Origin of the sequence: Brachymonas denitrificans (genome assembly GCF_907163135.1) — a bacterium.
GTDB classification, from domain to species: Bacteria; Pseudomonadota; Gammaproteobacteria; order Burkholderiales; family Burkholderiaceae_C; genus Brachymonas; species Brachymonas denitrificans_A.
This window is the reverse complement of the sequence record NZ_CAJQUA010000001.1, coordinates 1,672,068-1,695,266: the sequence shown is the minus strand read 5'-3', so window position 1 is coordinate 1,695,266 and position 23,199 is coordinate 1,672,068. Positions and strand designations below refer to the sequence as shown.

Genomic DNA, 23,199 nt, shown 5'->3' with positions numbered 1-23,199 from the left:
TTGCAAAGTGGCGTTTCTGCTCTGGAGGGCCATCTCCACCGCGGCATCACATCCGCGCTCGCAGGTCAGACATTCCTTGCGCAGCTCCGCGACCTTGGCTTCATTCATGCTTCAATTCCTTCTTCAGTGATTTCCGCGCCGTCCAGCACAGGTTCCTCGATGGTCATGCGGATGTAGTCGGCGGGCAGGCGGTATTCTGCCGCCAGCGTGTCGATGCTGCTGCCGGACGCATGCGCCTCGCGCACGGTTTCCTGCCAGCCGGCCAGGCCGGTGCTGAGCGAGCGGCCGGCCTTCTCGCCGTCGCGCGTGCTCTTGCTGCCTTCCACCTCGTACTTGTTGGCGTAGCCGCGCGGTGTCACCATCAGCCCGTGGCGCACAAAGGTGTTGCTGTTGCCGATCAGCACGGTGCTCAGCATGCCGATATCGCAATCCGTCATCTCGGCGAGTGTAGTGTGCACGATATTCTGGCGACGGCGGTAGCCGGACTTGACGATGGCCACGGGCGTAGCGGGATCGCGATGGCGCAGGAACAGGCGCTGCGCCTGCACGATCTGCTGGGTGCGGCGGCCGCTCTTGGGGTTGTACAGCGCCACCACAAAATCGGCAGCGGCGGCGGCATCCAGCCGGCGCGCAATGGTGGGCCAGGGCGTGAGCAGGTCGGACAGCGAAATCGCGCAGAAATCGTGCGTGAGCGGCGCACCGACCAGCGCCGCGCAGGCGTTGATGGCGGAAGCGCCCGGGATGATTTCGACCTCGATGCCATCGGCCACCACGCGGCGGATGCTGCCGTCTTCGGCTTCTTCCTCATGCACCTCGGGCGGCGTCCAGCCGGCCTGGAACAGCACTTCGAAGGTCGGGCCGGCCATGCCGTACACGCCGGCGTCACCGGACGACACCAGCGCCACCTTCTTGCCTTCGCGCGCACGCTCCAGCGCCTCGATGGCACGATCCAGCTCCTCGGTCATGCTCTTGCGGATCACTTCCTTGCCCTCGATCAGGTCGGCCACCAGCTTGATATAGGTGACGTAACCGATGATGGTATCGGCTTCCTGGATGGCTGCGCGAGCGCGCGCCGTCATGCTGCCGGCGTCGCCGGGGCCGATGCCGACCAGCATGATCTTGCCGTTGCGGGAGGGGGAGGTCGTGGTCATGGGAATCCGTTTCTTGAATAAGGGGTTTGCACCTGGGCTTTGTTCGGATTGCGGGGCGCCTTCCGAGGGGCCAGGAGAGGGTTGGTCAGGACGTATCAGGGCGCCAGCTGGCCGGTCGTGCGATGCACATCGGGTAGGGCATGTGTGGGCAAGGCATGCGCTGGCAGTATGGCGACTGACACGGTGGCGTTGCGGCCATCCTGGCCCCGGAGCTTGTGCTTCTCCACCAGCAGTTGCCGGGCGGGCAGGGCTTGCGCATGGCCGAGCAGCAGGCCGCCCACCAGCAGCGCCGCTGCCTCGCTGACGGATGGCGTGCCGGTGTACTTGCGCACGGTTTCGCTCGGATTGGGCACCGCAACGCCCGCCAGTCGCTGCGCCGGAAAAAAGCGCATGCGCCAGTGATGCTGGCGGCTGATTTCCTGCATGCAGGTCTCGTCCGCCTTGAGGTCGATGCTCGCCACGGCGGCCACCTGGTGCCATTGCAGACCTGCTTGCAGCAGCGCCTGCTCGATGGCCTGCTGCAGCGTCGCCGTAGGCGTGCCGCGGTCGCAGCCCAGGCCCAGCGCGCAGAGCTGCGTTGCCTGCCCTTGCATGGGCGTCGAGGCTTGGTTTGCATCTGGCGCCGGCTTTTGCGTCAGTTCTTGCGCTTCAACCACGGTCATCTTCCTGCTGTCCAACCGGAGGGCGATACACCACCAGCCGCTCGTGCCATTGCTGCCAGAATGGCGCATCCAGCTCGGCATGCGTCACCCACAGCACCGAGCGGTGGCGGGCCGGATCGACCTGATCGAAGCGCTCCAGCAGTTCGACGTTGGCGGGCAGCGGGTTGGGGCGCGTCCACCAATGGTGGCTGCCGGCTTCCTGCACAAAGGCAATCGCTTCGCCATTGACCACATCGGCCGACACGCGCGTGATGTTGATCTTGGGCGCTTCCACACGCCAGCCCAAATGGCGGCCAAGGATATCCACCGGAATCGTCTTGCCCACATCCGACGCCGTGGTCAGCACCGGCGTGGCGCCGATCAGGGCGCCCACGCGCTCGCTCCAGGCATTTGCGCCGCCTACATGGCCCGACAGCACGGGGATCACATATTCGCCCGCATCGTCCACCACGATCACCCCCGGATCCTCGTCCTTGCTGCGCAAATGCGGGGCGATCAGGCGCACCACGGCGCCGAGCGAGACGAAGAACACCAGCTGGTCATGCTCGGCGAACAGGCGCGGAATCTCTTCCTTCAGCGCGCCGGTGTAGACATGGACCGGATTGGGCAGCCCGGCGAACACCTCGCCAAACTTGGCGGAGGTGCAGATATGCGCCGGCGGCAGATGCTCCGGCCAGCGGCCGGCCAGCTCCAGCGCCTGCGCCGCGCCGTGTTTGGTGATGGCGACCAGTGCTACACGCACCTGCTCCTCGGGGACCGCCGGGGCCGAAGTGACAACCTTGTGATCCGTGCTCATGCGGCAACTCCCGCCCGGTCCTTTTTCAGACACCCCTTGATCCGCTCCCCCCGCACGCGGTGCGGATGCTTGATGATCATCAGCGAGAGGTAGCTGATCTTGGTATCTCGCAGCGTCAGCAGTTCGCGCCCGCTCAGGTGGCGTTCATCCTCGGCGCCGGAGCGCTCGATGAACCAGGCTTCTTCCAGCAGATTGCGCTGCTCCAGCCAGTCCAGCAGCTCGTTCAGCAGCGGCTTGATCTTCATCAGCACCAGCGTGTCGAACTCCTTCAGATGCCGGTCGATGGCGCTCACGCCATAGGCGGCGGGAATGATGGCCACCGTATCGTCCTGCTCTGCCAGCGCAATGCCCGCATCGGCACAGGCCGAGGTGAACGAGTTGACGCCGGCAATCGTGCGCACGGGAATCGCCGCATCCAGCTGCTGCACCGTGCGCGCCAGATGGCCGAAGGTGGCATAGGTGCTGGCATCGCCCTCGACCAGAAACAGCACGTCGCGGCCGGCTTCCAGCCAGGGCAGGATGGCGTGCGCGGCCTTGAGCCAGGCAGCGGCGAGTTTCTCGCCATCGTGTGTCATCGGGAACAGCAGTTGCGCATGCTCGGCCGGCGGCTGCAGGCCGGCGCGGCTGGCGATGTCGAAGGCATAGCTCGGGGTCTTGCCGCTGCGTGCGGGATAGACCCAGGCCGCATCGGTGCGCTGCAGCTGCTCCCAGGCATCGCGCGTGATCAGGCCGGGCGAGCCGGGGCCGAGCGACACGCCGATCAGGGTGCCCATTACCGGCTTGCCGGCAAGGCCAGCCGCCGCACTCAATGGAGATTCATGGTTCATCAACATTCCTTCTTCGCGGTCACGATCCAGACCGGGTTTTCGGCGGCCATGCGGTGCATGTGCAGAATGGGCTTGCTGCGGGCAGCCTGCAGTTGCAGCACATCCCACTGGATGCCGCTGTCCTCCAGCGCCTGCAGCGTCGCGGTGGCTGTCGCCAGGTTTTCCAGCGTCACGAAGTTCATCACCAGATGACCACCCGGCTTGAGGCGCCGCAGAATCAGCCGGATCAGCTCTTCCAGTTCGCCGCCCGAGCCACCGACAAACACCGCGTCCGGATCCGGCCACCCATCCAGCAGCTCTGGCGCCTTGGCGTTGAACAGGCTGTAGTTGCTCACCCCAAACGCCGCGTGATTGGACTGTGCAATGGCGAAATCGCCCGCGTTCTTCTCGATGGCAAACACGTGCCCGCTGGAGCACAGGCGCGCCGCCTCCAGCCCCACCGAGCCGCTGCCTGCGCCGATGTCCCACACCACGCTGGAGGCGCGCAACTGCAGCCGCGCCAGCGACACGGCGCGCACTTCCTGCTTGGTGATCAAGCCCTTGTCGGGCTGGCGCTGGGTGAAGGCGCTGTCGGCCTGGCTGGTCAGCACCGGTTCTGGCAGCGGCGTCTGGCGCCACAGCAGCACCACGTTGGGATGGGCAAACTCGGCCGTGGCTACCTCATTTACGCTCAGCTCACCCAGCACGCGCTCCTGCGCGCTGGCCAGGCGCTCGGCCACCGCCATCCGGAAATCTTCCGCAAGGCCTTCGCGCTGCAGCATGCGCGCGATGCGGCCCGGCGTGTTCTCGGGGCTGGTCAGCACCGCCAGACGCGCATGGCGGCGCACCAATTGCGCCAGCGCATACATGCCATGCGAGGGCGGAGCGCCGCGCTCCCACTCGCCGGTATCGCGCGTGTGGATCGAGGCCAGCTTCATGTCGGCCCAGGACAATCCCAGCCGCGCACAGGCCAACTGAATGGTGGACACATTGGGCAGAACGTCCACCGCCTGCACGCACAGGCGCGCAGCCAGATAGCTGCCCACGCCAAAGCACAGCGGATCGCCGGTGGCCAGCACCACACAGCGCAGGTCCAGCGCACGCGCCGACCGCACCCACTCGGGCACTTCCGACAGCTTGCCGCCGGCGTCGTGCACTTGGGCGCCGGGCTTGAACAGGGGTGCGAACAGCGTCAGGCTGTCGGCCCAGCTGATGATCACATCCGCATTGCGGATATGCGCCAGCGCGGTCGGCGTGAGGCTCTCGGCGCCATCGTCGAGCACGCCGATCACGCGGCAGGGGTTGGGGTCCTTGGCAAGAGTCTGCATGCCGGGCTTATTCCGTATCGAAGTCAGATGAATGGGTGTGGCCGATGCCGGTGCGGCCGGCGCTTTCGGGTCGCGGGCGCGCGGGCACCGGCGGCGACAGCACGTCGGCCACCTTGTTGCCGGCAAAGTCGCACACCAGCACGCGGATCTGGAAGGCATCGCCATAGCGATCCGGTGCAGTCAGGGTGTCGATGGCGGCCTGAGCCAGCGCATGGTGGAAGGCATCGCCCAGGCCGCGTTCCACCATCAGCTCGGCGCCGAAGCGCGCGGTTTGCGCGTCGGCAATGGCGGTGCAATCCTCGTCGCTGGCGCCGATCTGCCGTGCGATGCGCGCCACCAGATCGGTATCCACCACGTTGCGGTTGGCGTGGGTGATGGTCTCGCCCTGGGCGATCTTGGTGAGCTTGCCCACCATCACGCCCAGCACCACCAGCCGGATGCCCTGCGCCACCACTTCATCGAGCGCATAGCGCAGAAAGTCGCCCATCTGGATGAAGCAGGCCGAGGGCAGTTCCGGGTGGTCCTTGCGCAGTTCGGCAATGGCGAAACTCTCGGTGCGTCCGCCGGTCGTGAGCGCCACCACGTCATGCCCCAGCGTGGACACCACCTGGATGGCCTGCACCACGCTGGCGCGCCAGGCGCTGGTGGAGTAGGGCTTGACGATGCCGGTGGTGCCCAGGATGCTGATGCCGCCCAGAATCCCCAGTCGTGCATTGGTGGTCTTCTTGGCCATGTCCTGCCCGCCGGGCACGCTGATCGTCACCTCCAGCCCGTGGCGCTGCAGCAGGTCGCTGCCCAGCTCGTCCAGTGCCTCGCGCAGGTTGTCGGCAATGTTCTGGCGCGGCACCGGGTTGATGGCCGGGCCGCCCACTTCCAGGCCCAGGCCGGGCATGGTCACCGTGCCCACGCCTTCGCCGTTGCGATAGACGATGCGGCCGACCTGCCCTGGCAGCACGCGCAGGTCCACCGTGAGGTGGGCCTTGTCGGTGCAGTCGGGATCATCGCCGGCGAACTTCTCGATCCAGGCACGGGCATGGCGCTCCACGCCTTCGCCCTCGACCATCCCCTCGCCCACGGCAAAGCTCACGCGGTCGCCATTGGGCAGCAGGCTGGTGATATGGGGCGGAACCAGGCCATGCACCATGCCCACGGCGCAGGCCCGTGCGGCTGCGGCCGAACAGGCCCCGGTGGTAAAGCCGGTGCGCGTGCCTTTCTGGGGTTTGCCTTCCATGCTTGAAAGCTCCGTGGTCAGAAGGCTTCAGGCAGCCACGGCCTGCTTCTGGCGCGCCTCGGCCAGCGCCAGCAGTGCGTGCAGCGCAGCCACCACCAGCGTGGAGCCGCCCTTGCGCCCGCGGATCACGATCCACGGCACTTCCTGCACTTCGGCCATCAGATCCTTGCTTTCGGCGGCAGAGACAAAACCCACCGGCATGCCCACCACCAGCGCCGGGCGCACACCTTCCTCGCGGATCAGGCGCACCAGCTCGATCAGCGCGGTGGGAGCATTCCCGATCCCGACAATGGCGCCATCCAGCAACCCCAGCCGATGCGCCTTGCGCATGGCCTGTACGGCACGCGTGGTGTCTTCCTGCTGCGCCTGCGCGATCACGTCGGCATCGCTGATGAACTGGTGCGTCATCACGCCGAAGTGCGACAGCCGTGGCTTGGACAGCCCGACGCAGATCATTTCCACGTCCGCCACCATGGCGATGCCGCCGCGCGCCTTGGCATCGAGCAGCGCCTGCAGCCCGGCCTCGACCGCATCGGGATGGAAGTCCGTCAGGCCGTTGAATTCGAAATCGGCGTTGGCATGGATCATGCGGCGCACGATGGGCCACTGGCCTTCGGTATAGACGTGCGGGCCGGCTTCGCTGTCGATGATGGCAAAGCTGTCATGCTCGATGACCTGGCCGGCGCGCGTGAGCTGCTCGGTAACAGTGTTGATGGTGCTCATGGCAAACCCGTGAAGTGCGAATCAGTGGTGGGACACATGCGTGCAGTGGCGCACGGCGTCGTTGCCGTCGTCGCCATGGTCGTGTGCATGCGCATGGTGGTGCCCGTCGTGCGAATGGTCATGTCCGTGTTCGCCATGCGCATGATCATGGTGATCATGGCTGTGCGGCACATACCCCGCCACGTCATAGCGCACCGTCGCATGCGGCGCGCCGCGCAGCCACTTGTCCACCCGCTCGTCCAGCAGCGCAAACACCTCCGGCTCGAAGCCGAAATACTGGCTGTGCGCAAAGCGCAGCTGCGGATACTGCTTGCGCAGATGCTCCACCTGGCGGTCGATGCGGTGCATCAGCGTGCCGGTGAACAGGTAGTAGGGCAGGATCACGATCTGCGTCATGCCCAGCAGCATGTGCCGTTGCACCACGCGTTCCAGGCGCGGGTAGGTGATGCCGGTAAAGGCCACATCCACCAGCTCGTGATCGGTTTCCTCCCACAGCCAGCGTGCCATCTTGGCGACCTCGCCATTGGCCTTGCGGTCGCTGGAGCCGCGTCCCAGCAGGATCACGCCGGTGCCTTGCGGATCGGGCATGTCCAGCCGGTGCATGGCATGGCGCAGCTTGCGGCGCAGCACCGTCAGCACCGGCTCGCAGGCGCCCAGATGCGGTGCATAGTCGAACTGCACTTGCGGAAAGCGCTGGCGCGCCTGCTCCAGGGCATAGGGAATGTCGCCTTTCACATGGCCGGCGGCGTTCAGGATCAGCGGCAATACGAGCACTTTGCCATCATGCTGCTGCGCATGGGCGGCGGCACGGTCGAGGCCTTCGTCCAGCAGCACATCGGCAAACTCGATAAAGCACACCTCGATGTGCCACTCGGGCCGGTCCTGGCGCCAGCGGCGTGCGAATTGTTCGATTTCTGCGTTGCCGCCCGGCTCGCGCGAGCCATGGCCAACCAGCAGCAGGGTAGGAGTCGTCATGTCGGGGTTCCGGAGGAAGAGGGGGAAACGTCATCCGCAGGCGCACTGGCGCGGCGGAAACGGTGGGTAAAGCCGGCGTCATACAGGCGCGACTTGGTCAACTCGGGCCACTGGCGGGCACCCAGTGTGGGGCTGGCGATGATCATGCTCTGGCTCACCACGCCGGCCTCGCGGCAGATCGCCTTGATGGTGGACAGCGTGCCGCGCAGGATGCGCTCCTCGCCCGGCCAGCTCGCCTTGTGCACCACCAGCATGGGCGCGTCCTCCGGCCAGCCGGCGGCGCGCAGTTCGCTCTCGACCTTGTGCAGCAGGGTGATGGAGAGGTAGATGCACAGCGTGCAGCGATGCTGGGCCAGTTCGCGCAGGCTTTCGCCTTCGGGCATGGGCGTGCGGCCTTCCACGCGCGTGAGGATCACGGTTTGCGTCACCTCGGGCAGTGTCAGGCTCTCCACCGCCGCAGCGGCCGAGGCCATGGCCGAGGTCACGCCCGGCACCACCGCGATCGGTATGCCGGCCGCATCCAGCGGCTGCGCCATCTCGATCAGCGTGCCGTAGAGCGAAGGATCGCCCGTCTGCAGGCGCACCACCACGGCGTGCTGCTGCGCCTGCGCGATCAGCCAGGCGCAGATCTGCTCCAGCGTCATGTCCTTGCTGTCGGCGATCACACAGCCGGCAGGCGCCCAGCGCGTGGCGGCCTCGCTCACCAGCGAGCCGGCAAACAGGATGGCACCGGCCTGCGCGATCAGGTCGCGCCCTTTGACGGTCAGCAACTCCGGATCGCCGGGGCCGGCGCCGACAAACCAGACCTTGCCTGGCAGGGAAGAGAATTGCATGGGAAAAACCAGAAACAGAAACGGCAAAAGCCCGGCCCGCACACTGCAGGCCGGGCCGGCGGACGGCAGTGATCAGGCAGCAGCCGTCACGCGCTCATCCAGGCACAGCTGGGCCCAGTTGCTGTCCTTGAAGCCGCGCGCAGCGCGCACGATGGCCAGCGTCACCAGCGGCTCGACCAGCACCAGCGCCAGGTAGCTGGCGGCAAAGGTGGCCCAGTTGGCCAGCGGCGTGGGTTCGGTGCCCATGGACAGCCAGAAGCCCACCATCAGCGTCACGCCGGCGTAGAAGGCAAAGTCCAGCTTCACGATGTTGGCCACGGTGAACTTGCCGGCCAGGCGCTTGCCCAGGCCGTAGTGCACGGCAGCCAGCGGCACCATCAGCGACAGGCTGTTCACGGCCAGATGCGCCAGATCCTGCGGATCGAACAGCAGACCCTGCAGCAGCAGGCCAAAGGCAAAGCCGAACAGCGTGGGCACGAAGCCCAGCAGCAGGTAGATCGGCATGGCGCCGACGAAGTGCAGTTCCGATGCGCCAACCGGCATGTGGAACACCTGCATGAAGATGGAGAAGAACAGCGCCGCCAGCGCGGTGCGCAGCAGCAGGGCCGGGCGCTTGACCAGCGCGGGCGCGCAGGCAGCCAGCATGCCGACGGCTGCGACGTTGGCAAAGGCGATCTTGGCGGAGGAGAGAATGCCGGGTTCGATGTGCATGATTGCTTCCTTTTAGTAACACCCTAGAAGACCAGCCGGGGCTGGCATACAGTCTGCCGCGCTGGCAGGTGGGTATTGAAGGAAGCGCGATGCCGGGAAGAAAAAGGGGGAAGTCCGGCTGTGCACTGCCCGCATCGCCCTCCGCAACGCTGACAAACGTGTCACAGCAGGCCGGTCTCCGGGCTTGCCAGTTCCTGCACAGGGCAGGGGGCCTGCAGCACCTTCCCGGCCGGAAGCGACCAGTGGCATCGAGCTGCAAGCTTGACTGACATACCGTTGCGGGGGCAGCGCTGGACTTGGCCTCGGCCTTACCAGCTTCCCGTTTCATCCGGACGGACATGACTCCATCCGGACACCTGCATGTATGCATAATTATAGGCGGCCTCCTGCTGAAAATGGCTGCGCACCTATAATCTCGGGCAGCACATTTCGTTCCCCATACAGCCTTTTGCGGCCGTTCGGCCGTCCCCAGCATGAGCACCCCTTCCCCCATGACCGTTGCGGACATCCGCAAGACCTTTCTCGACTTCTACGCCAGCAAGGGCCACACCATCGTCGAATCCAGCCCGCTGGTGCCGGGCAACGACCCGACGCTGATGTTCACCAACTCGGGCATGGTGCAGTTCAAGGACGTGTTCCTGGGCACCGACAAGCGTCCCTACAACCGCGCCACCAGCGTGCAGGCCTGCCTGCGTGCTGGCGGCAAGCACAACGACCTGGAAAACGTCGGCTACACCGCACGCCACCACACCTTCTTCGAGATGCTGGGCAACTGGTCCTTCGGCGACTACTTCAAGCGCGAAAGCATTGAATGGGGCTGGGAACTTCTCACCCAGATCTACGGCCTGCCGCCCGAGCGCCTCACCGCCACCGTCTACGCCGAAGATGACGAAGCCTACGACATCTGGAAGGACGTGATCGGCCTGCCGCCCGAGCGCATCATCCGCATCGGCGACAACAAGGGCGCGCGCTACAAGAGCGACAACTTCTGGATGATGGCCGACACCGGCCCCTGCGGCCCCTGCTCCGAGATCTTCTACGACCATGGACCCGAAATCCCCGGTGGCCCGCCCGGCTCGCCCGAAGAGGATGGCGACCGCTTCATCGAGATCTGGAACCACGTGTTCATGCAGTTCGAGATGCACGAGGATGGCAGCGTCACGCGCCTGCCCGCGCCCTGCGTGGATACCGGCATGGGCCTGGAGCGTCTGGCCGCCGTGCTGCAGCACGTGCACAGCAACTACGAGATCGACCTGTTCGACACCCTGATCAAGGCCGCCGCGCGCGAAACCGGCTGTACCGACCTGGACAACCCCTCGCTCAAGGTGATCGCCGACCACATCCGCGCCACCGCCTTCCTGGTCAGCGACGGCGTGCTGCCTGGCAGTGAAGGCCGCAGCTACGTGCAGCGCCGCATCATCCGCCGCGCCATCCGCCACGGCTACAAGCTGGGCCAGCAAAAGCCCTTCTTCCACAAGCTGGTGCCCGATCTGGTGGCGCTGATGGGCGATGCCTACCCGCGCCTGAAGGCGCAGCAGGCGCAGGTCATGGCTGCGCTCAAGGGCGAGGAAGAGCGTTTCTTCGAGACCCTGGCCAAGGGCATGGAAATCCTGGACGACGCCTTGATTGCCGGCCGCCGCGAACTGCCCGGCCATGTCGCCTTCAAGCTGCACGACACCTACGGCTTCCCGCTCGACCTGACGCAGGACGTCTGCCGCGAGCGCGGCGTGACGGTGGACGAGGCCGGCTTCGAGGAAGCCATGCAGGAACAGAAAGCCACCGCCCGCGCGGCCGGCAAGTTCAAGATGGACAAGCTGCTCGACTACAGCGGCGAGGGCAATGCCTTCACCGGCTACGAGCAACTGGGCGGCGAGGCCAAGGTCGTGGCCCTGTATGTCAATGGCGAACCCGCGCAGCAACTCGATGCCGGCCAGCAAGGCGTGGTCGTGCTCGACACCACGCCGTTCTACGCCGAAAGCGGCGGTCAGGTCGGCGACCAGGGCGTGCTGGTGGCCAACGGCGTGCAGTTCGACGTGGCCGACACGCTCAAGATCAAGGCCGACGTGTTCGGCCACCACGGTACCCTGTCGCGCGGCACGCTCAAGGTGGGCGATACCGTCACGGCCGAAGTGGATTGCGAACTGCGCGCCGCAACCGTGCGCAACCACAGCGCCACACACCTGATGCACAAGGCGCTGCGCGAGGTGCTGGGCGAGCATGTGCAGCAGAAGGGCTCGCTGGTCAACGCCGAGCGCACCCGTTTCGACTTTGCCCACACCGCGCCGCTCACTCCCGAGCAGATCGCCGCAGTCGAAGCCAAGGTCAACGCCGAGATCCTCTCCAACAGCGACACCCAGGCCCGTCTGATGGGCATGGAAGAAGCCAAGCAGACCGGCGCCATGATGCTGTTCGGCGAGAAGTATGGCGATGTTGTGCGCGTGCTCAGCATCGGTTCCTCCACCGAACTGTGCGGCGGCACCCATGTGGGCCGCACCGGCGATATCGGCCTGTTCAAGATCGTGGCAGAAGGTGGCGTCGCTTCGGGCGTGCGTCGCGTGGAAGCGGTGACCGGCGCCAACGCGCTCAGCTACCTGCAAAGTCTGGAAAGCACCGTCGACAAGGTGGCCGGCGCGCTGCGCTCCGCCCCCGGCGAAGTGCTGGAACGCATCGGCCAGATGCAGGATCAGGTCAAGGCGCTGGAAAAGGAAATCGCCGCGCTCAAGGGCAAGCTGGCATCCAGCCAGGGCGACGAACTGATGAACCAGGCGGTGGACGTGAACGGCATCAAGGTGCTGGCGGCACGCCTGGAAGGCGCCGATGCCAAAACCCTGCGCGAGACCATGGACAAGCTCAAGGACAAGCTCAAGACCGCCGCCATCGTGCTGGCCGCCGTCGATGGCGAGAAGGTGCAGCTGGCTGCCGGCGTCACCAAGGACGCGACGGCCAAGATCAAGGCCGGCGAGCTGGTCAACTTCGTGGCGCAGCAGGTTGGCGGCAAGGGCGGCGGCAAGCCGGACATGGCCATGGCCGGCGGCACCAACCCGGCCGGGCTGGAAGCGGCGCTGGCCGGTGTGCAGGGCTGGGTGGCCGAGCGCGTCTGAGTTTCCGGGCGGTCCTCCCCTGTAAAGGCATGCGCTGGCAACGGCGCATGCCTTTTTGCTTTGCCTTCGCTGGCTGGTGAGAGGGCGGTAACGGCTACAGCCGCTGCCGCGACACTGTCGGACTGTCGCCGATTTCGCCGTCACGGCGCCAGATCGCATCCTTGCGCTCCAGCTCGTTCAGGATGTCTTCCAGCCACGCCTCCAGGCTGATGCCACCGCCCAGTGCCGCGTGCAGTTCGGCAAACACCGGCGCACCTGCCAGCCACTGGTTAAATGCTTCCAGCGCCATGCGCTCCACATCCAGCAGGTGGTATTTGATCAGCGCCTTGGCGCCATAGCGCGCATGCTGCTCCGGCTGCGCGCGGAACAGTGCAATGCGCTTGCGCGCGCTGGCAATCGCGGCCGTCACGGCAGCGCCTTCGCCCTCGCCAAACGCCGCGCCATGCCCCGGCACCACTACCTGCGGCTGCAGGCGCTCGATCTGCGCCAGCGTCGCCTCGAACCCCGCAAAGCCATCCCGGTCAAAGCGCGGCAACTCGTCGAACACAATGCTGAGCTGGCTTTGCCACAGCGCATCGCCAGCCAGCAGCAGGCGCAGCCGCGGCTCGAACAGCATCACGGCATCGCTGTCATGGCCGGCGGTGGCGTGCACTTCCCAGTCGTAGGCGCCCAGCCGCACCACGCTGCCGGGCTGCAGCACGCCCTGCGCGGCAAAGCGCCCGCAGTGCTGGCCGGTGAGCACATAGCTCAGCCGCTGCATGTCCCACTGTTGCACGGAATCCCACGACGAGGCTGCCACCAGCGTGTGCGCCTGGGGATAAGCCTGCTGCAGCAACGCCGTGCCGCCGCAATGGTCGCTGTGCAGATGGGTGTGCGCGATGGTGTGCAGCGGCGGCCCGCCCAGCAGCGCGGTCTGCACCAGATGCAGCGTCAATTCGGCATGCTTGTCATGGCCGGTGTCGATCAGCGCCGGCTGTTCGCCCAGGCACAGCACGTTGTTGGACGACAGCCAGCCGCGCTGGAACAGCTGCAGGTCGGCAGGAAGCAGGGAGGAGGCGGACATCGGGCAGAAACACAGGATGCGGTGCTGATTGACGTGAACGTCATGCGAACCCCCAGCATAACGGCTCCCGCATCCCGATCGGGGGGCAAACAATTAGGGGTAAGCCCTGCCCTCGGCCCTCTGGAGAAAGCCGACACTGTGGGATAGGATAGTCGTTCGAACGACCGTGCTATTCAGCGCGACATTCCAAGCACAACAACGCCAACCATCGACAGGCGAGGAGACACAGGCATGGTGGACAGGATCTGGCTGCAGCATTACCCCGAAGGCGTTCCGCACGACGTCAACCCGGAGCAATACGGCTCGCTCACGGACATGCTGGAAGAGTCCCTGCAGAAATACAAGGACAAGCAGTTCTCCATCTGCATGGATGTGGCGATGACCTATGGCCAGCTCGACCGCGAATCGGCCGCGCTCGGCGCCTGGCTGCAGGCGCAGGGGCTGGAGCCGGGTGCGCGCGTGGCCATCATGCTGCCCAACGTACCGCAGTTCGGCGTGACCATGGCTGCCGTGCTGCGCGCCGGCTACACCTGCGTCAACGTCAACCCGCTCTACACCCCGCGCGAGCTGGAGCACCAGTTGCGCGACTCCGGCGCCAGCGTCATCGTCATCCTGGAAAACTTCGCCCATACGCTGGAGCAGGTGATGGACCGTACCAGTCTCAAGCATGTCGTCGTCACCGCCATGGGCGACCTGCTGGGCGGGCTCAAGGGCAAGCTGGTGACCTTTGCCGTGCGCCACGTCAAGAAGATGGTGCCGGCTTTCAAGCTGGAGATGCCCGGCGGGCCGGCTGTCACGTCTTTCAGCCAGGCGCTGCGCCAGGGCGCCGGCATGCAGCTCAAGCGCGTGCCGCAGACGCTGGATTCCATCGCCTTCCTGCAATACACCGGCGGCACCACCGGTCTGGCCAAGGGCGCCATCCTGTCGCACCGCAATATCGTCGCCGCCATGCTGCAGGCCGACGCCTGGTTCCAGCCGGCGCTCAAGGACATGGGCAGCGACACCACGCGCATCCACACCATTGCCGCGCTGCCGCTGTACCACATCTTCGCGCTCACGGTCTGCCTGCTCGGCATCCGCCAGGGCTGGCACATGACGCTGATCCCCAACCCGCGCGACTTCCCTGCCTTTATCGCCACGCTCAAGAAAAAGCCCTTCCATGTACTGCCGGCGGTGAACACGCTGTTCAACGCCCTGCTGGTGCAGCCCGATTTCAAGACCGTCGATTTCTCGTCCTTGCGCATCTCGCAGGCCGGCGGCATGGCCGCGTCCGAGGGCACGGCCAAACGCTGGCAGGAGGCCACCGGCTGTCCGATGATCGAAGGCTGGGGCATGAGCGAGACCTGCGCCATCGGCACCAACAACCCGGTCACCAACCGGGAGTTCACCGGCACCATCGGCATGCCGCTGCCGGGCATCGACGTGGCCATTCTGGACGATGACGGCAAGGAACTGCCGCTGGGCGAGGCGGGCGAACTGTGCATCCGCGGCCCCAACGTGATGGTGGGCTACTACAACCAGCCCGAGGAAACGCGCCGCGCCACCACCGAGGATGGCTTCCTGCGCACCGGTGACATCGCACGCATGGAGCCCAATGGCCATATCCGCATCGTGGATCGCAAGAAGGACATGATCAACGTGAACGGCTTCAACGTGTTCCCGAACGAGATCGAAAACGTGGTGTCCACCTGCCCGGGCGTGGTGGAGTGCGCGGCCATCGGTGTGCCGGACGAGGAGCAGGGCGAGGCCGTCAAGCTCTACGTGGTGCGCAGCGACCCGAACCTGACCGAGGCTGATGTGCAGCGCTGCTGCAAGGAACGCCTGACCGGCTACAAGCGCCCGCGTCATATCGAGTTCCGCGACGAACTGCCCAAAACCAACGTGGGCAAGGTGCTGCGCCGGCGCCTGCGCGAAACCGAAGGCTGATCAAGAGACTGTCAGCAATTGCGGATGAACTGAACCGTTCTGCGAGGGCACCATTCGGCGCGGAACGGGGTCATCCTGATCGCGCGCAGTCGACTCTGCTGCGTAGCTGCGCGATTGTTCTGCAGTCTGTCTAGATAGCCGCGGCAAACAGCGCCCGCACACGCTCCAGATCGGCAGGTGTGTCGACACCCGGACCGGGAACATCCGGCGTCACGTGCACGGCAATGCGGTGCCCGTGCCAAAGCGCACGCAGCTGTTCCAGCGATTCGCAGGTCTCGATCGGCGCCTGCGGCAATTGCGGAAACTGCTTGAGAAAGGCCACGCGGTAGGCGTAGATGCCGATATGGCGCAAGGGCGCCGGCTGCTGCGGCAGCGCGGCCGCATCGGCCACCGAACTGCCATAGCCATCGCGCCACCACGGAATCGGCGCGCGGCTGAAATACAGCGCCAGTTGGCGCGCATCGCACACCACCTTCACCACGTTCGGATTGGCCAGGTCGGCCGGATCATGGATCGGATGCGCGGCGGTGGACATGCTGGCCTCGGGGCTGCGCGCCAGCAGGTCGGCCACGGCCGCGGGCAGGGCCGGGTCCATCAGCGGCTCGTCACCCTGCACGTTCACCACGATGGCTTCGTCGGTCAGGTCGAGCAGGGTGCAGGCCTGCGCCAGCCGGTCGCTGCCGGAGGCATGGTTCTCGTCGGTCAGCACCGCGGCGATGCCGTGCGCCTCGCAGGCCTGGACAATGCGCGGATGATCGGCCGCCACCACCACGCGGGCACGGCCCTGCTGCACGCGCTGGGCCACGCGCACGATCATGGGCGCGCCGCCGATCTCGGCCAGGGGCTTTTCGGGCAGGCGGGTGCTGGCCAGCCGTGCCGGAATCAGGATGGTGTAGCTGGCGCTCATGCGCTCGGCGCAGCGGTGCCGGGCTGGCGGCCGGCTTCGATCTCGTCGTCGCTCAGGGCGCGCGCCTCGTTCTCCAGCAGCACCGGAATGCCGTCGCGGATCGGATAGGCCAGGCGCGCGCTCAGCGACACCAGTTCCTGGCTTTCGGCGCGGTAGGTGAGGGGGCCCTTGGTCACGGGACAGACCAGCAGTTCCAGCAGTTTGGGATCCATGGCGGCAAACATCCGTTTGAAAACAATGCTGGCATTGTACGGCCGCGGACGACGCCTCATGGCAGCATCCCGGGCCATCGTCCGCAGGCGGCGGCGCCCACTGGCTGCCGGGCCAGGGGCTTCAGGCTTCCGCGACAGACTGGTGCGGTTTGGCTTGGGTGGGCATCTGCCGCAACGCATGCCCCTGGATATCGCGCGCGTGCTGCAGCCACCAGGCCGACAGCGCGGCGAAGAAAGGCAGTTCGGGTGTCAGCACCAGCGGCACGGCCCAGGCCTGTGGCAGGCTGTCCCACAGCTTGACGGCGTCCTTCTCGGTGCACAGCACCGGCAGGCGACGCGGCCCCCATTCACGTGCCAGCGCGCTCAGGGTGTCGTGGCTCACGTGATCGGGCAGGGCGTGGCGCTCCGCCAGCGTCAGGCCGGCGGCCTCGAGCATGGCGAAGAATCGGTGCGGGTGCGCAATGCCGGCCACCGCAATCACCGGCTGCTTCTGCCTGGCCCACTCGGCCAGCGCAAAGCTGCGCCCATCGGCGCGCACGGCCTGGTCGTGCAGGGCGCGGCGCGCCTGGTACACCGCCTGCCCGGACGGCATGGGCACCGGCGTGGCCGGCTGCCCGGTCATCAGCACGATATCCACCTTGCGCGGCCAGGGCTCGCGCAGCGGCCCCGCCGGCAGCAGCCAGCCGTTGCCGATGCCGCGCTCGTCCATCACGCAGATCTCGCCGTCGCGCAGCAAGGCGTGGTGCTGCAGGCCGTCATCACAGACGATCAGCCGCACGTCCGGGTAGAGCTTGACCATTTCGCGCGCAGCGAAATTGCGGTCGGCACACACGATCACCGGCGCACTGGTGCGCAGGTGGATCAGCACCGGTTCGTCGCCGCCGATGCTGGCGTCGGTATCCGGCGTGATCACCACGCAATGCGGCGCCTGCGGGCTGCGCCCATAGCCGCGCGAGATCACGCCGATATGCACGCCGATCGACTGGAAATGCTGCACGATGGCAATCGTGGCCGGCGTCTTGCCCGCGCCGCCTGCCACTACATTACCCACCACCAGCACCGGCACCGGCAGGCGCTCGCGCTGCTGTTCCAGCGCACGGCGGCGCTGCCAGCGCCAGGCGGCCCCATACAGCTGCGACAGCGGCCAGAGTGCGCGCGCGAGCACGCTGCGCTCCTGCCACAGGCGCGGCAGGGTACGATGCAGAAAGGCATTGGCCGTCATGCGGTGCCTCCGGAGGAGGGCTGCAGGGCGACAATCGGCTGGCTCACGGACATGGGTCTCCTGATAAAGGGGCTCGGGCCCGATGCAGTATTTTGACCGCTTTTTGCACGGGTTTCTGCCGGCCCCCAAACGGATGGTTGCAGGCTGTATCCGGCAGCCCCCTGTGGTCCGGCGCAGGCGCCGAAGCCGGCGCTATCATCGCTTCCAGAACCCCGGTTTTCGCGCCATCCGGGTTTGTCCCGGGCCACCGGAAAGTTGTCCACGCAAAATGTGGATAACCTTGTGGAAAAGCCTTGCATGCATGCGCCAAATACACAAATCCCCGTGTGGGTGACAGATTGATTACAAATTGAGCAGATATTTTTTGTATAAAAATCAAAGGGTTATGACGATCTCTCTGCATCTCCGCGGCATCGGGGCCGGGTTTGTGACAAAATCCGGCCGATCTGTCACAAAGCCTTTCGGAGCCATTCATGGCCTTTGAGTCCGCGCCCCAGGGCCGCAACCGCGTGTGGCAGGTGGGCGCGCTCTGCCGCGCCGTGGCCGACATGCTGGACGCCCGTTTCGGGCCGGTCAGCGTGCAAGGCGAACTGTCGGGTTTCAGCCGGGCGTCCAGCGGGCACTGCTATTTCAGCCTCAAGGATGCCAGCGGCCAGTTGCGCTGTGCCATGTTCCGCCGTGCCGCCAGCCTGATGGACTGGTCGCCGCGCGAAGGCGATCAGGTCGAGGTGTATGGCCGGCTGGCGGTGTACGAAGCGCGCGGCGATCTGCAGCTGATCGTCGAAGGCATGCGCCGTGCCGGCCAGGGGGCCTTGTATGAGGACTTCCTGCGCCGCAAGGCTGCGCTGGAGGCGCAAGGGCTGTTCGACCCGGAGCGCAAGCGCACACCCACGCAGCACCCGCGCGGCATCGGCCTTGTCACCTCGCTCGGTGCTGCCGCCTTGCGCGACGTGGTCACGGCGCTGCGCCGCCGCGCACCGCATGTACCGGTGCTCCTGGTGCCGGCACTGGTGCAGGGCGCTGCGGCTCCGGCAGAACTGGTGTCGGCGCTCGAGCGCCTGTATGCCATCGCCAGCCGCCAGCAGCAGGGCGAAGCCACGCCGGACCTGCCGCCCATCGACACCATCCTGCTGGTGCGCGGCGGCGGCTCTCTGGAAGACCTCTGGGCCTTCAACGACACGGAACTCGCCCATGCCATCGTCGCCAGCCCGGTGCCGCTGATCGTGGGCGTCGGCCACGAAACCGATTTCACCATTGCCGACTTCTGCGCCGATGTGCGCGCCCCCACGCCGACCGCGGCCGCCGAGCTTGCCGCGCAGCCCCGGCGCGATGCCTGGCTGCAGGCCGCGCACCGCATGCAGCGCCTGCAGCAACTCGCCGGCCGCCAGCTCGACGGCCACGCCCAGCGGCTGGACCGCCTCGGCTGGGGCCTGGCGCGCACCGGCACGCTGGCCCGCCAGCAGCGCCTGCACCTGCACGACCTGGACCTGCGCCTGCAGCAGCAGCGCCGCCAGGCCCTGCTGGCCAGCCGGTCGCGACTCGACGGCCTCGGCAGCCGGCTGGAGCGTGCCGTCACGCGCCAGACTGTGCAGGGCGGCTACCGCGCCCGTCTGCAGGGGGTACAGATGGAACTGGCCACCGCCGTGCGCGAGCAGCTGCGCGCCGAGCATCTGCTGCAGGCGGATGCACGACAGGTCATGCAGCAGGCCGTACGCGAACGCCTGGTGCAGGCACGCCACCGCCTGCAGGTGGCCGAGCACGCGTTGCGCCTGCTCGATCCGACCCAGGCGCTGGCCCGTGGCTACGCGCTGCTGCAGGACGAAAACGGCCACGTGATCCACCAGCGCGCCCAGTTCCGCCCCGGCCAGCAGGTGCGCGCCACCGTCAGCGACGGCAGCATCACCCTTGTGCCGGTTGCGCGTCAGGGCAGCCTGGACGCCGGCGAACCCGTGTAGTCCTGCTCCTGCAGGGGGGCGATGCCCCTGCCGACAAGCCGGGGACACCAGCCTGTGCGACAATGCGGCGGTCTGCCTGTCTGTTACAAAATGCGGGCAGCAGCCGGCCGCAACACTGCGCGTGCATCGCCCGCATCCGGGCGACGCCGCAAGGCCGTGCGCCCGGCAACCGATCAACCGATTTCACAAGGACATAGCCATGGAACACCAACTGCCCCCCCTGCCGTTTGCGATCGACGCCCTCGAGCCTGACTATTCCAAGGAAACCCTGGAATACCACCACGGCAAGCACCACAAGGCCTACGTGGACAATCTGAACAACCTGCAGAAGGGCACCGAGTTCGAATCCATGGAACTGGAAGAGATCGTCAAGAAGTCCAGCGGCGGCATCTACAACAACGCAGCCCAGATCTGGAACCACACCTTCTTCTGGAACTGCCTCAAGCCCAATGGCGGTGGCCAGCCGTCCGGCGCCCTGGCTGAAGCCATCAACGCCAAGTGGGGCAGCTTCGATGCCTTCAAGGAAGCCTTCACCAAGTCTGCCGTGGGCAACTTCGGTTCCGGCTGGACCTGGCTGGTGAAGAAGGCCGACGGCAGCGTGGACATCGTCAACACCGGCCCCGCCGGCACGCCGCTGACCACCGACGACAAGGCCCTGCTGACCGTGGACGTGTGGGAGCATGCCTACTACATCGACTACCGCAACGCCCGTCCCAAGTTCGTGGAAGCCTTCCTGAACAAGCTGGCCAACTGGGAGTTCGCCGAGAAGAACTTCGCCTGATCGGCGCTGGTGGCGCGCCGTCTGGCGCGCCGCGCATAATGACAAAAGGACTGTGCCCGAAAGGGACAGTCCTTTTGTTTTGTCGATGGAGCGGATTCCGGTCCGGCGGGTGCGATGGCCTTGCCGGCCTGCCGGACGGCTGCCCTGTTCTGCTCAGGAACCGGCTTTCGCAGCCGACGGTGCCGTTTGCAGCCACTTCAGGCGTGTGCCCGCCTTCACGCCATGGCGCTTGAACCAGCCCTGGTTCATCTCGAGCACGTAGCGCACCGGCCGTGCCGAGCAGTGCGGCGTTTCGGTCTGCGGCTGCATGTCGGCCAGGTTCACGATGGTGCCGTCATCGTCGACAAAGGCGGCGGTAAGCGGCAGCAGGGTGTTCTTCATCCAGAAGCACTGCACTCCGGGCTGGTCGAACACGAACAGCATGCCCTCCTGCTGCGGCATGGAGCGGCGGTGCATCAGGCCGGTCTGGCGCTGCTGCGGCGTGCGCGCCAGTTGCACGCTGATCTTCTGACGCCCTGCCTGCAGGGTGGCGCGCTGCAGGTCGAGCTGGGGCTGCGACGCCGCGGTCGCTGCGGGCTGGGCCTGCGCGAATGTGCCGGCGAATGCCAGCAGCAGGACGGTGGAAATCGGACGGAAGGACAGGTTCATGGAACAGGGCGGAAATCGGTTGGCGAAGCGTTGACCGTAAGTGTGCACCGAACCGCAGGGGTTTTCCGTATCCACATGAAAAAGCCCGCAGCGCCGGTGCGTTGCGGGCCTTGGGGACGCGTGTCAGCGCGGCTGATTACTTCTTGGCTGCGGAGGCAGCAGCCTTCACTGCCGGCGCAGCCGGAGTGGCCTTCACTGCGGGAGCAGCCGGGGTGGCAGGGGCGGCCTTCATGGCGGGAGCAGCCTTGACAGCCTTCCTGGGAGCCGGCTTGGCGGCCTTCTTGGCAACCGCCTTGGGGGCCGGCTTGGCAGTGGTCACGGCAGACACGGCGGAAGCCGGGGTCTTGGACACGGCAGCCACGGCAGAGGCGGAAGCCTTCGGAGCGGAAACCGGAGCGGTCTTGGCGGCGGGAGCAGCAGCAAAGGCGCCAGCAGCAGCGGTGGCGGCGATCAGGGCAATGATTTTCTTCATGGGTCAGTCTCGGGGAAAGTTGCACCCCCAAACGCTGAGGGCGGAGGCAAGTTTACGGTTGGCTCCCGCGAAAAGACAGGGGGCGCAAATGACAACTGAAACAGCGTCTGCAACAGAAGCCTGGTTGTCAGTTGTTAGCAAGTTGAGTACCTAGGGCTTGTCCTCGGGGAATCCTTTGTGACATTTGCCGGTAGAATGATCAGCCGACCATGTCGGCGTGGCCTCGCCACCAGTGCGGCCCTGTCTGCATGCCTGTCTGACTTGCCAATAACCACATCGGAGCGACTATGTACCAGCATATCAAGGTGCCCGCCGAGGGCCAGAAAATCACCGTCAACGCCGACATGTCGTTGAACGTGCCCGACCAGGTCATCATCCCCTATATCGAGGGTGACGGCACCGGCTTCGATATCACGCCCGTGATGCTGAAAGTGGTCGATGCAGCCGTGGCCAAGGCCTACGGTGGCAAGCGCAAGATCCACTGGATGGAAGTCTACGCCGGCGAGAAATCCACCAAGGTGTACGGTCCCGACGTGTGGCTGCCGCAAGAGACGCTGGACGCCGTGCGTGACTACGTGGTTTCCATCAAGGGCCCGCTGACCACCCCCGTCGGTGGCGGCATCCGCTCCCTGAACGTGGCCCTGCGTCAGGAACTCGACCTGTACGTCTGCCTGCGCCCGATCCAGTACTTCGCCGGCGTGCCCTCCCCGGTGAAAGAGCCGCAAAAGACCAACATGGTGATCTTCCGCGAGAACAGCGAAGACATCTATGCCGGCATCGAATTCGAAGCCCAGTCCGAAAAGGCCAAGAAGCTGATCAAGATCCTGCAGGAAGACTTCGGTGTCACCAAGATCCGCTTCCCCGAAACCTCCGGCATCGGCGTCAAGCCCGTGTCCAAGGAAGGCACGCAGCGTCTGGTGCGCAAGGCCATCCAGTACGCCATCGACAACAACAAGCCTAGCGTGACCATCGTGCACAAGGGCAACATCATGAAGTTCACCGAAGGCGGCTTCCGTGACTGGGGTTACGAGCTGGCCGAGAAGGAATTCGGCGGCGAGCTAATCGACGGCGGTCCGTGGATGAAGATCAAGAACCCGAAGACGGGTGGCGAGATCATCATCAAGGACAGCATCGCTGACGCCTTCCTGCAGCAGATCCTGCTGCGCCCGGCCGAGTACAGCGTGATCGCCACGCTGAACCTGAACGGCGACTACGTGTCCGACGCCCTGGCTGCCCAGGTCGGCGGTATCGGTATCGCCCCCGGTGCCAACCTGTCCGACAATGTGGCCATGTTCGAAGCCACCCACGGCACCGCTCCCAAGTACGCCGGCAAGGACTACGTGAACCCCGGTTCCGAAATCCTGTCCGCCGAAATGATGCTGCGCCACATGGGCTGGACCGAAGCGGCCGACCTGATCATCAGCAGCATGGAAAAATCCATCGCCAGCAAGAAGGTCACCTACGACTTCGCCCGCCTGATGGAAGGCGCCACGCAGGTGAGCTGCTCCGGTTTCGGTCAGGTGATGATCGACAACATGTAAGCTCGCAAGGGGCGGCTCCGGCTACCCCCAAAAGCTGCAGCCCCGGCACCGCAAGGCGTCGGGGCTTTGTTTTGGATGCGAACGAATCAGAAGTGCAGGACGTCCTGCGGCGTCGGGGCGGAGTCCTGCAGCAGAGGCGCGTCGTCCTGCAGCAT

21 protein-coding genes and 1 riboswitch are annotated in these 23,199 nt (G+C 66.0%); of the genes, 5 read left to right on the top strand and 16 right to left on the bottom strand.

From position 1 onward, the window contains the following. Nucleotides 1-104 precede the first annotated feature (104 nt). The 10 genes from cobJ to KKQ75_RS07835 all read right to left on the bottom strand — a co-directional run bounded on the left by cobJ (nucleotide 105) and on the right by KKQ75_RS07835 (nucleotide 9,216). Nucleotides 105-1,151, bottom strand: a complete 1,047-nt coding sequence (gene cobJ, locus KKQ75_RS07880) for a precorrin-3B C(17)-methyltransferase (RefSeq protein ID WP_213361379.1) — start codon at nucleotides 1,149-1,151, stop codon at nucleotides 105-107. 95 nt (nucleotides 1,152-1,246) lie between these two features. Next, nucleotides 1,247-1,744, bottom strand: a complete 498-nt coding sequence (locus KKQ75_RS07875; RefSeq protein WP_213361377.1) for a cobalamin biosynthesis protein — start codon at nucleotides 1,742-1,744, stop codon at nucleotides 1,247-1,249. 55 nt (nucleotides 1,745-1,799) lie between these two features. Beyond that, nucleotides 1,800-2,609: a cobalamin biosynthesis central domain-containing protein gene (locus tag KKQ75_RS07870; RefSeq protein ID WP_213361375.1), complete on the bottom strand. Its 810-nt coding sequence runs from the start codon at nucleotides 2,607-2,609 to the stop codon at nucleotides 1,800-1,802. Further along, nucleotides 2,606-3,436, bottom strand: coding sequence for a precorrin-2 C(20)-methyltransferase (cobI, locus tag KKQ75_RS07865; protein ID WP_213361374.1), 831 nt, complete (start codon nucleotides 3,434-3,436; stop codon nucleotides 2,606-2,608). Before cobI ends, KKQ75_RS07870 begins: the two co-directional genes overlap by 4 nt. Beyond that, on the bottom strand, nucleotides 3,436-4,743 hold the full coding sequence (gene cbiE / locus KKQ75_RS07860) for a precorrin-6y C5,15-methyltransferase (decarboxylating) subunit CbiE (protein WP_213361373.1): 1,308 nt from the start codon (nucleotides 4,741-4,743) through the stop codon (nucleotides 3,436-3,438). Before cbiE ends, cobI begins: the two co-directional genes overlap by 1 nt. Before the next feature lie 7 nt (nucleotides 4,744-4,750). Next, the gene (locus KKQ75_RS07855) at nucleotides 4,751-5,974 is read right to left on the bottom strand and encodes a cobalt-precorrin-5B (C(1))-methyltransferase (RefSeq protein ID WP_213361372.1); all 1,224 of its coding nucleotides are present in this window, start codon (nucleotides 5,972-5,974) and stop codon (nucleotides 4,751-4,753) included. A gap of 27 nt (nucleotides 5,975-6,001) precedes the next feature. Further along, on the bottom strand, nucleotides 6,002-6,697 hold the full coding sequence (locus tag KKQ75_RS07850) for a precorrin-8X methylmutase (RefSeq protein ID WP_213361371.1): 696 nt from the start codon (nucleotides 6,695-6,697) through the stop codon (nucleotides 6,002-6,004). 21 nt (nucleotides 6,698-6,718) lie between these two features. After that, a complete protein-coding gene (locus KKQ75_RS07845) occupies nucleotides 6,719-7,672 on the bottom strand; it encodes a sirohydrochlorin chelatase (RefSeq protein WP_213361370.1) in 954 nt (317 codons plus the stop codon). Next, nucleotides 7,669-8,505 (bottom strand): precorrin-4 C(11)-methyltransferase, encoded by an 837-nt coding sequence (gene cobM, locus KKQ75_RS07840; RefSeq protein WP_213361369.1) that lies wholly within the window; start codon nucleotides 8,503-8,505, stop codon nucleotides 7,669-7,671. Before cobM ends, KKQ75_RS07845 begins: the two co-directional genes overlap by 4 nt. 72 nt (nucleotides 8,506-8,577) lie before the next feature. Continuing rightward, nucleotides 8,578-9,216, bottom strand: coding sequence for an energy-coupling factor ABC transporter permease (locus KKQ75_RS07835; RefSeq protein ID WP_213361368.1), 639 nt, complete (start codon nucleotides 9,214-9,216; stop codon nucleotides 8,578-8,580). Nucleotides 9,217-9,368: 152 nt separating this feature from the next. Further along, nucleotides 9,369-9,591: riboswitch (cobalamin riboswitch) on the bottom strand. Between the two features lie 98 nt (nucleotides 9,592-9,689). Between KKQ75_RS07835 and alaS the strand changes: the two genes are divergently transcribed. Next, on the top strand, nucleotides 9,690-12,317 hold the full coding sequence (gene alaS, locus KKQ75_RS07830) for an alanine--tRNA ligase (protein ID WP_213361367.1): 2,628 nt from the start codon (nucleotides 9,690-9,692) through the stop codon (nucleotides 12,315-12,317). 94 nt (nucleotides 12,318-12,411) lie between these two features. Here alaS and KKQ75_RS07825 read toward each other — a convergent pair whose 3' ends face one another. Further along, on the bottom strand, nucleotides 12,412-13,380 hold the full coding sequence (locus tag KKQ75_RS07825; RefSeq protein WP_213361366.1) for an MBL fold metallo-hydrolase: 969 nt from the start codon (nucleotides 13,378-13,380) through the stop codon (nucleotides 12,412-12,414). A gap of 231 nt (nucleotides 13,381-13,611) precedes the next feature. On the opposite strand from KKQ75_RS07825, the gene KKQ75_RS07820 reads away from it, so the two are divergent. Then, nucleotides 13,612-15,306 (top strand): AMP-binding protein, encoded by a 1,695-nt coding sequence (locus KKQ75_RS07820; RefSeq protein ID WP_213361365.1) that lies wholly within the window; start codon nucleotides 13,612-13,614, stop codon nucleotides 15,304-15,306. A 130-nt stretch (nucleotides 15,307-15,436) separates the two neighbouring features. Here the strand turns inward: KKQ75_RS07820 and kdsB are convergent, their stop codons facing one another. The 3 genes from kdsB to lpxK all read right to left on the bottom strand — a co-directional run bounded on the left by kdsB (nucleotide 15,437) and on the right by lpxK (nucleotide 17,647). Further along, nucleotides 15,437-16,213: a 3-deoxy-manno-octulosonate cytidylyltransferase gene (gene kdsB, locus KKQ75_RS07815; protein ID WP_213361364.1), complete on the bottom strand. Its 777-nt coding sequence runs from the start codon at nucleotides 16,211-16,213 to the stop codon at nucleotides 15,437-15,439. Further along, a complete protein-coding gene (locus KKQ75_RS07810) occupies nucleotides 16,210-16,425 on the bottom strand; it encodes a Trm112 family protein (RefSeq protein WP_213361363.1) in 216 nt (71 codons plus the stop codon). Before KKQ75_RS07810 ends, kdsB begins: the two co-directional genes overlap by 4 nt. A gap of 121 nt (nucleotides 16,426-16,546) precedes the next feature. Beyond that, on the bottom strand, nucleotides 16,547-17,647 hold the full coding sequence (gene lpxK / locus KKQ75_RS07805) for a tetraacyldisaccharide 4'-kinase (protein ID WP_213361361.1): 1,101 nt from the start codon (nucleotides 17,645-17,647) through the stop codon (nucleotides 16,547-16,549). Between the two features lie 473 nt (nucleotides 17,648-18,120). On the opposite strand from lpxK, the gene xseA reads away from it, so the two are divergent. Together xseA and KKQ75_RS07795 are read left to right on the top strand one after the other, a co-directional pair. Beyond that, nucleotides 18,121-19,602 (top strand): exodeoxyribonuclease VII large subunit, encoded by a 1,482-nt coding sequence (gene xseA / locus KKQ75_RS07800; protein ID WP_213361360.1) that lies wholly within the window; start codon nucleotides 18,121-18,123, stop codon nucleotides 19,600-19,602. A gap of 199 nt (nucleotides 19,603-19,801) precedes the next feature. Then, nucleotides 19,802-20,383 (top strand): superoxide dismutase, encoded by a 582-nt coding sequence (locus tag KKQ75_RS07795; protein ID WP_213361359.1) that lies wholly within the window; start codon nucleotides 19,802-19,804, stop codon nucleotides 20,381-20,383. 153 nt (nucleotides 20,384-20,536) lie between these two features. Here the strand turns inward: KKQ75_RS07795 and KKQ75_RS07790 are convergent, their stop codons facing one another. Both KKQ75_RS07790 and KKQ75_RS07785 read right to left on the bottom strand, forming a co-directional pair. Then, nucleotides 20,537-21,031, bottom strand: a complete 495-nt coding sequence (locus KKQ75_RS07790; protein ID WP_213361358.1) for a DUF192 domain-containing protein — start codon at nucleotides 21,029-21,031, stop codon at nucleotides 20,537-20,539. Between the two features lie 136 nt (nucleotides 21,032-21,167). Then, the gene (locus KKQ75_RS07785; protein WP_213361357.1) at nucleotides 21,168-21,503 is read right to left on the bottom strand and encodes a hypothetical protein; all 336 of its coding nucleotides are present in this window, start codon (nucleotides 21,501-21,503) and stop codon (nucleotides 21,168-21,170) included. Nucleotides 21,504-21,790: 287 nt separating this feature from the next. Here KKQ75_RS07785 and icd point away from each other — a divergent pair, with 287 nt between their 5' ends. Beyond that, nucleotides 21,791-23,044 carry an NADP-dependent isocitrate dehydrogenase gene (gene icd / locus KKQ75_RS07780; RefSeq protein WP_213361356.1) on the top strand — a complete coding sequence of 418 codons (1,254 nt, stop codon included), beginning with the start codon at nucleotides 21,791-21,793 and terminating at the stop codon, nucleotides 23,042-23,044. Nucleotides 23,045-23,199 lie beyond the last annotated feature (155 nt).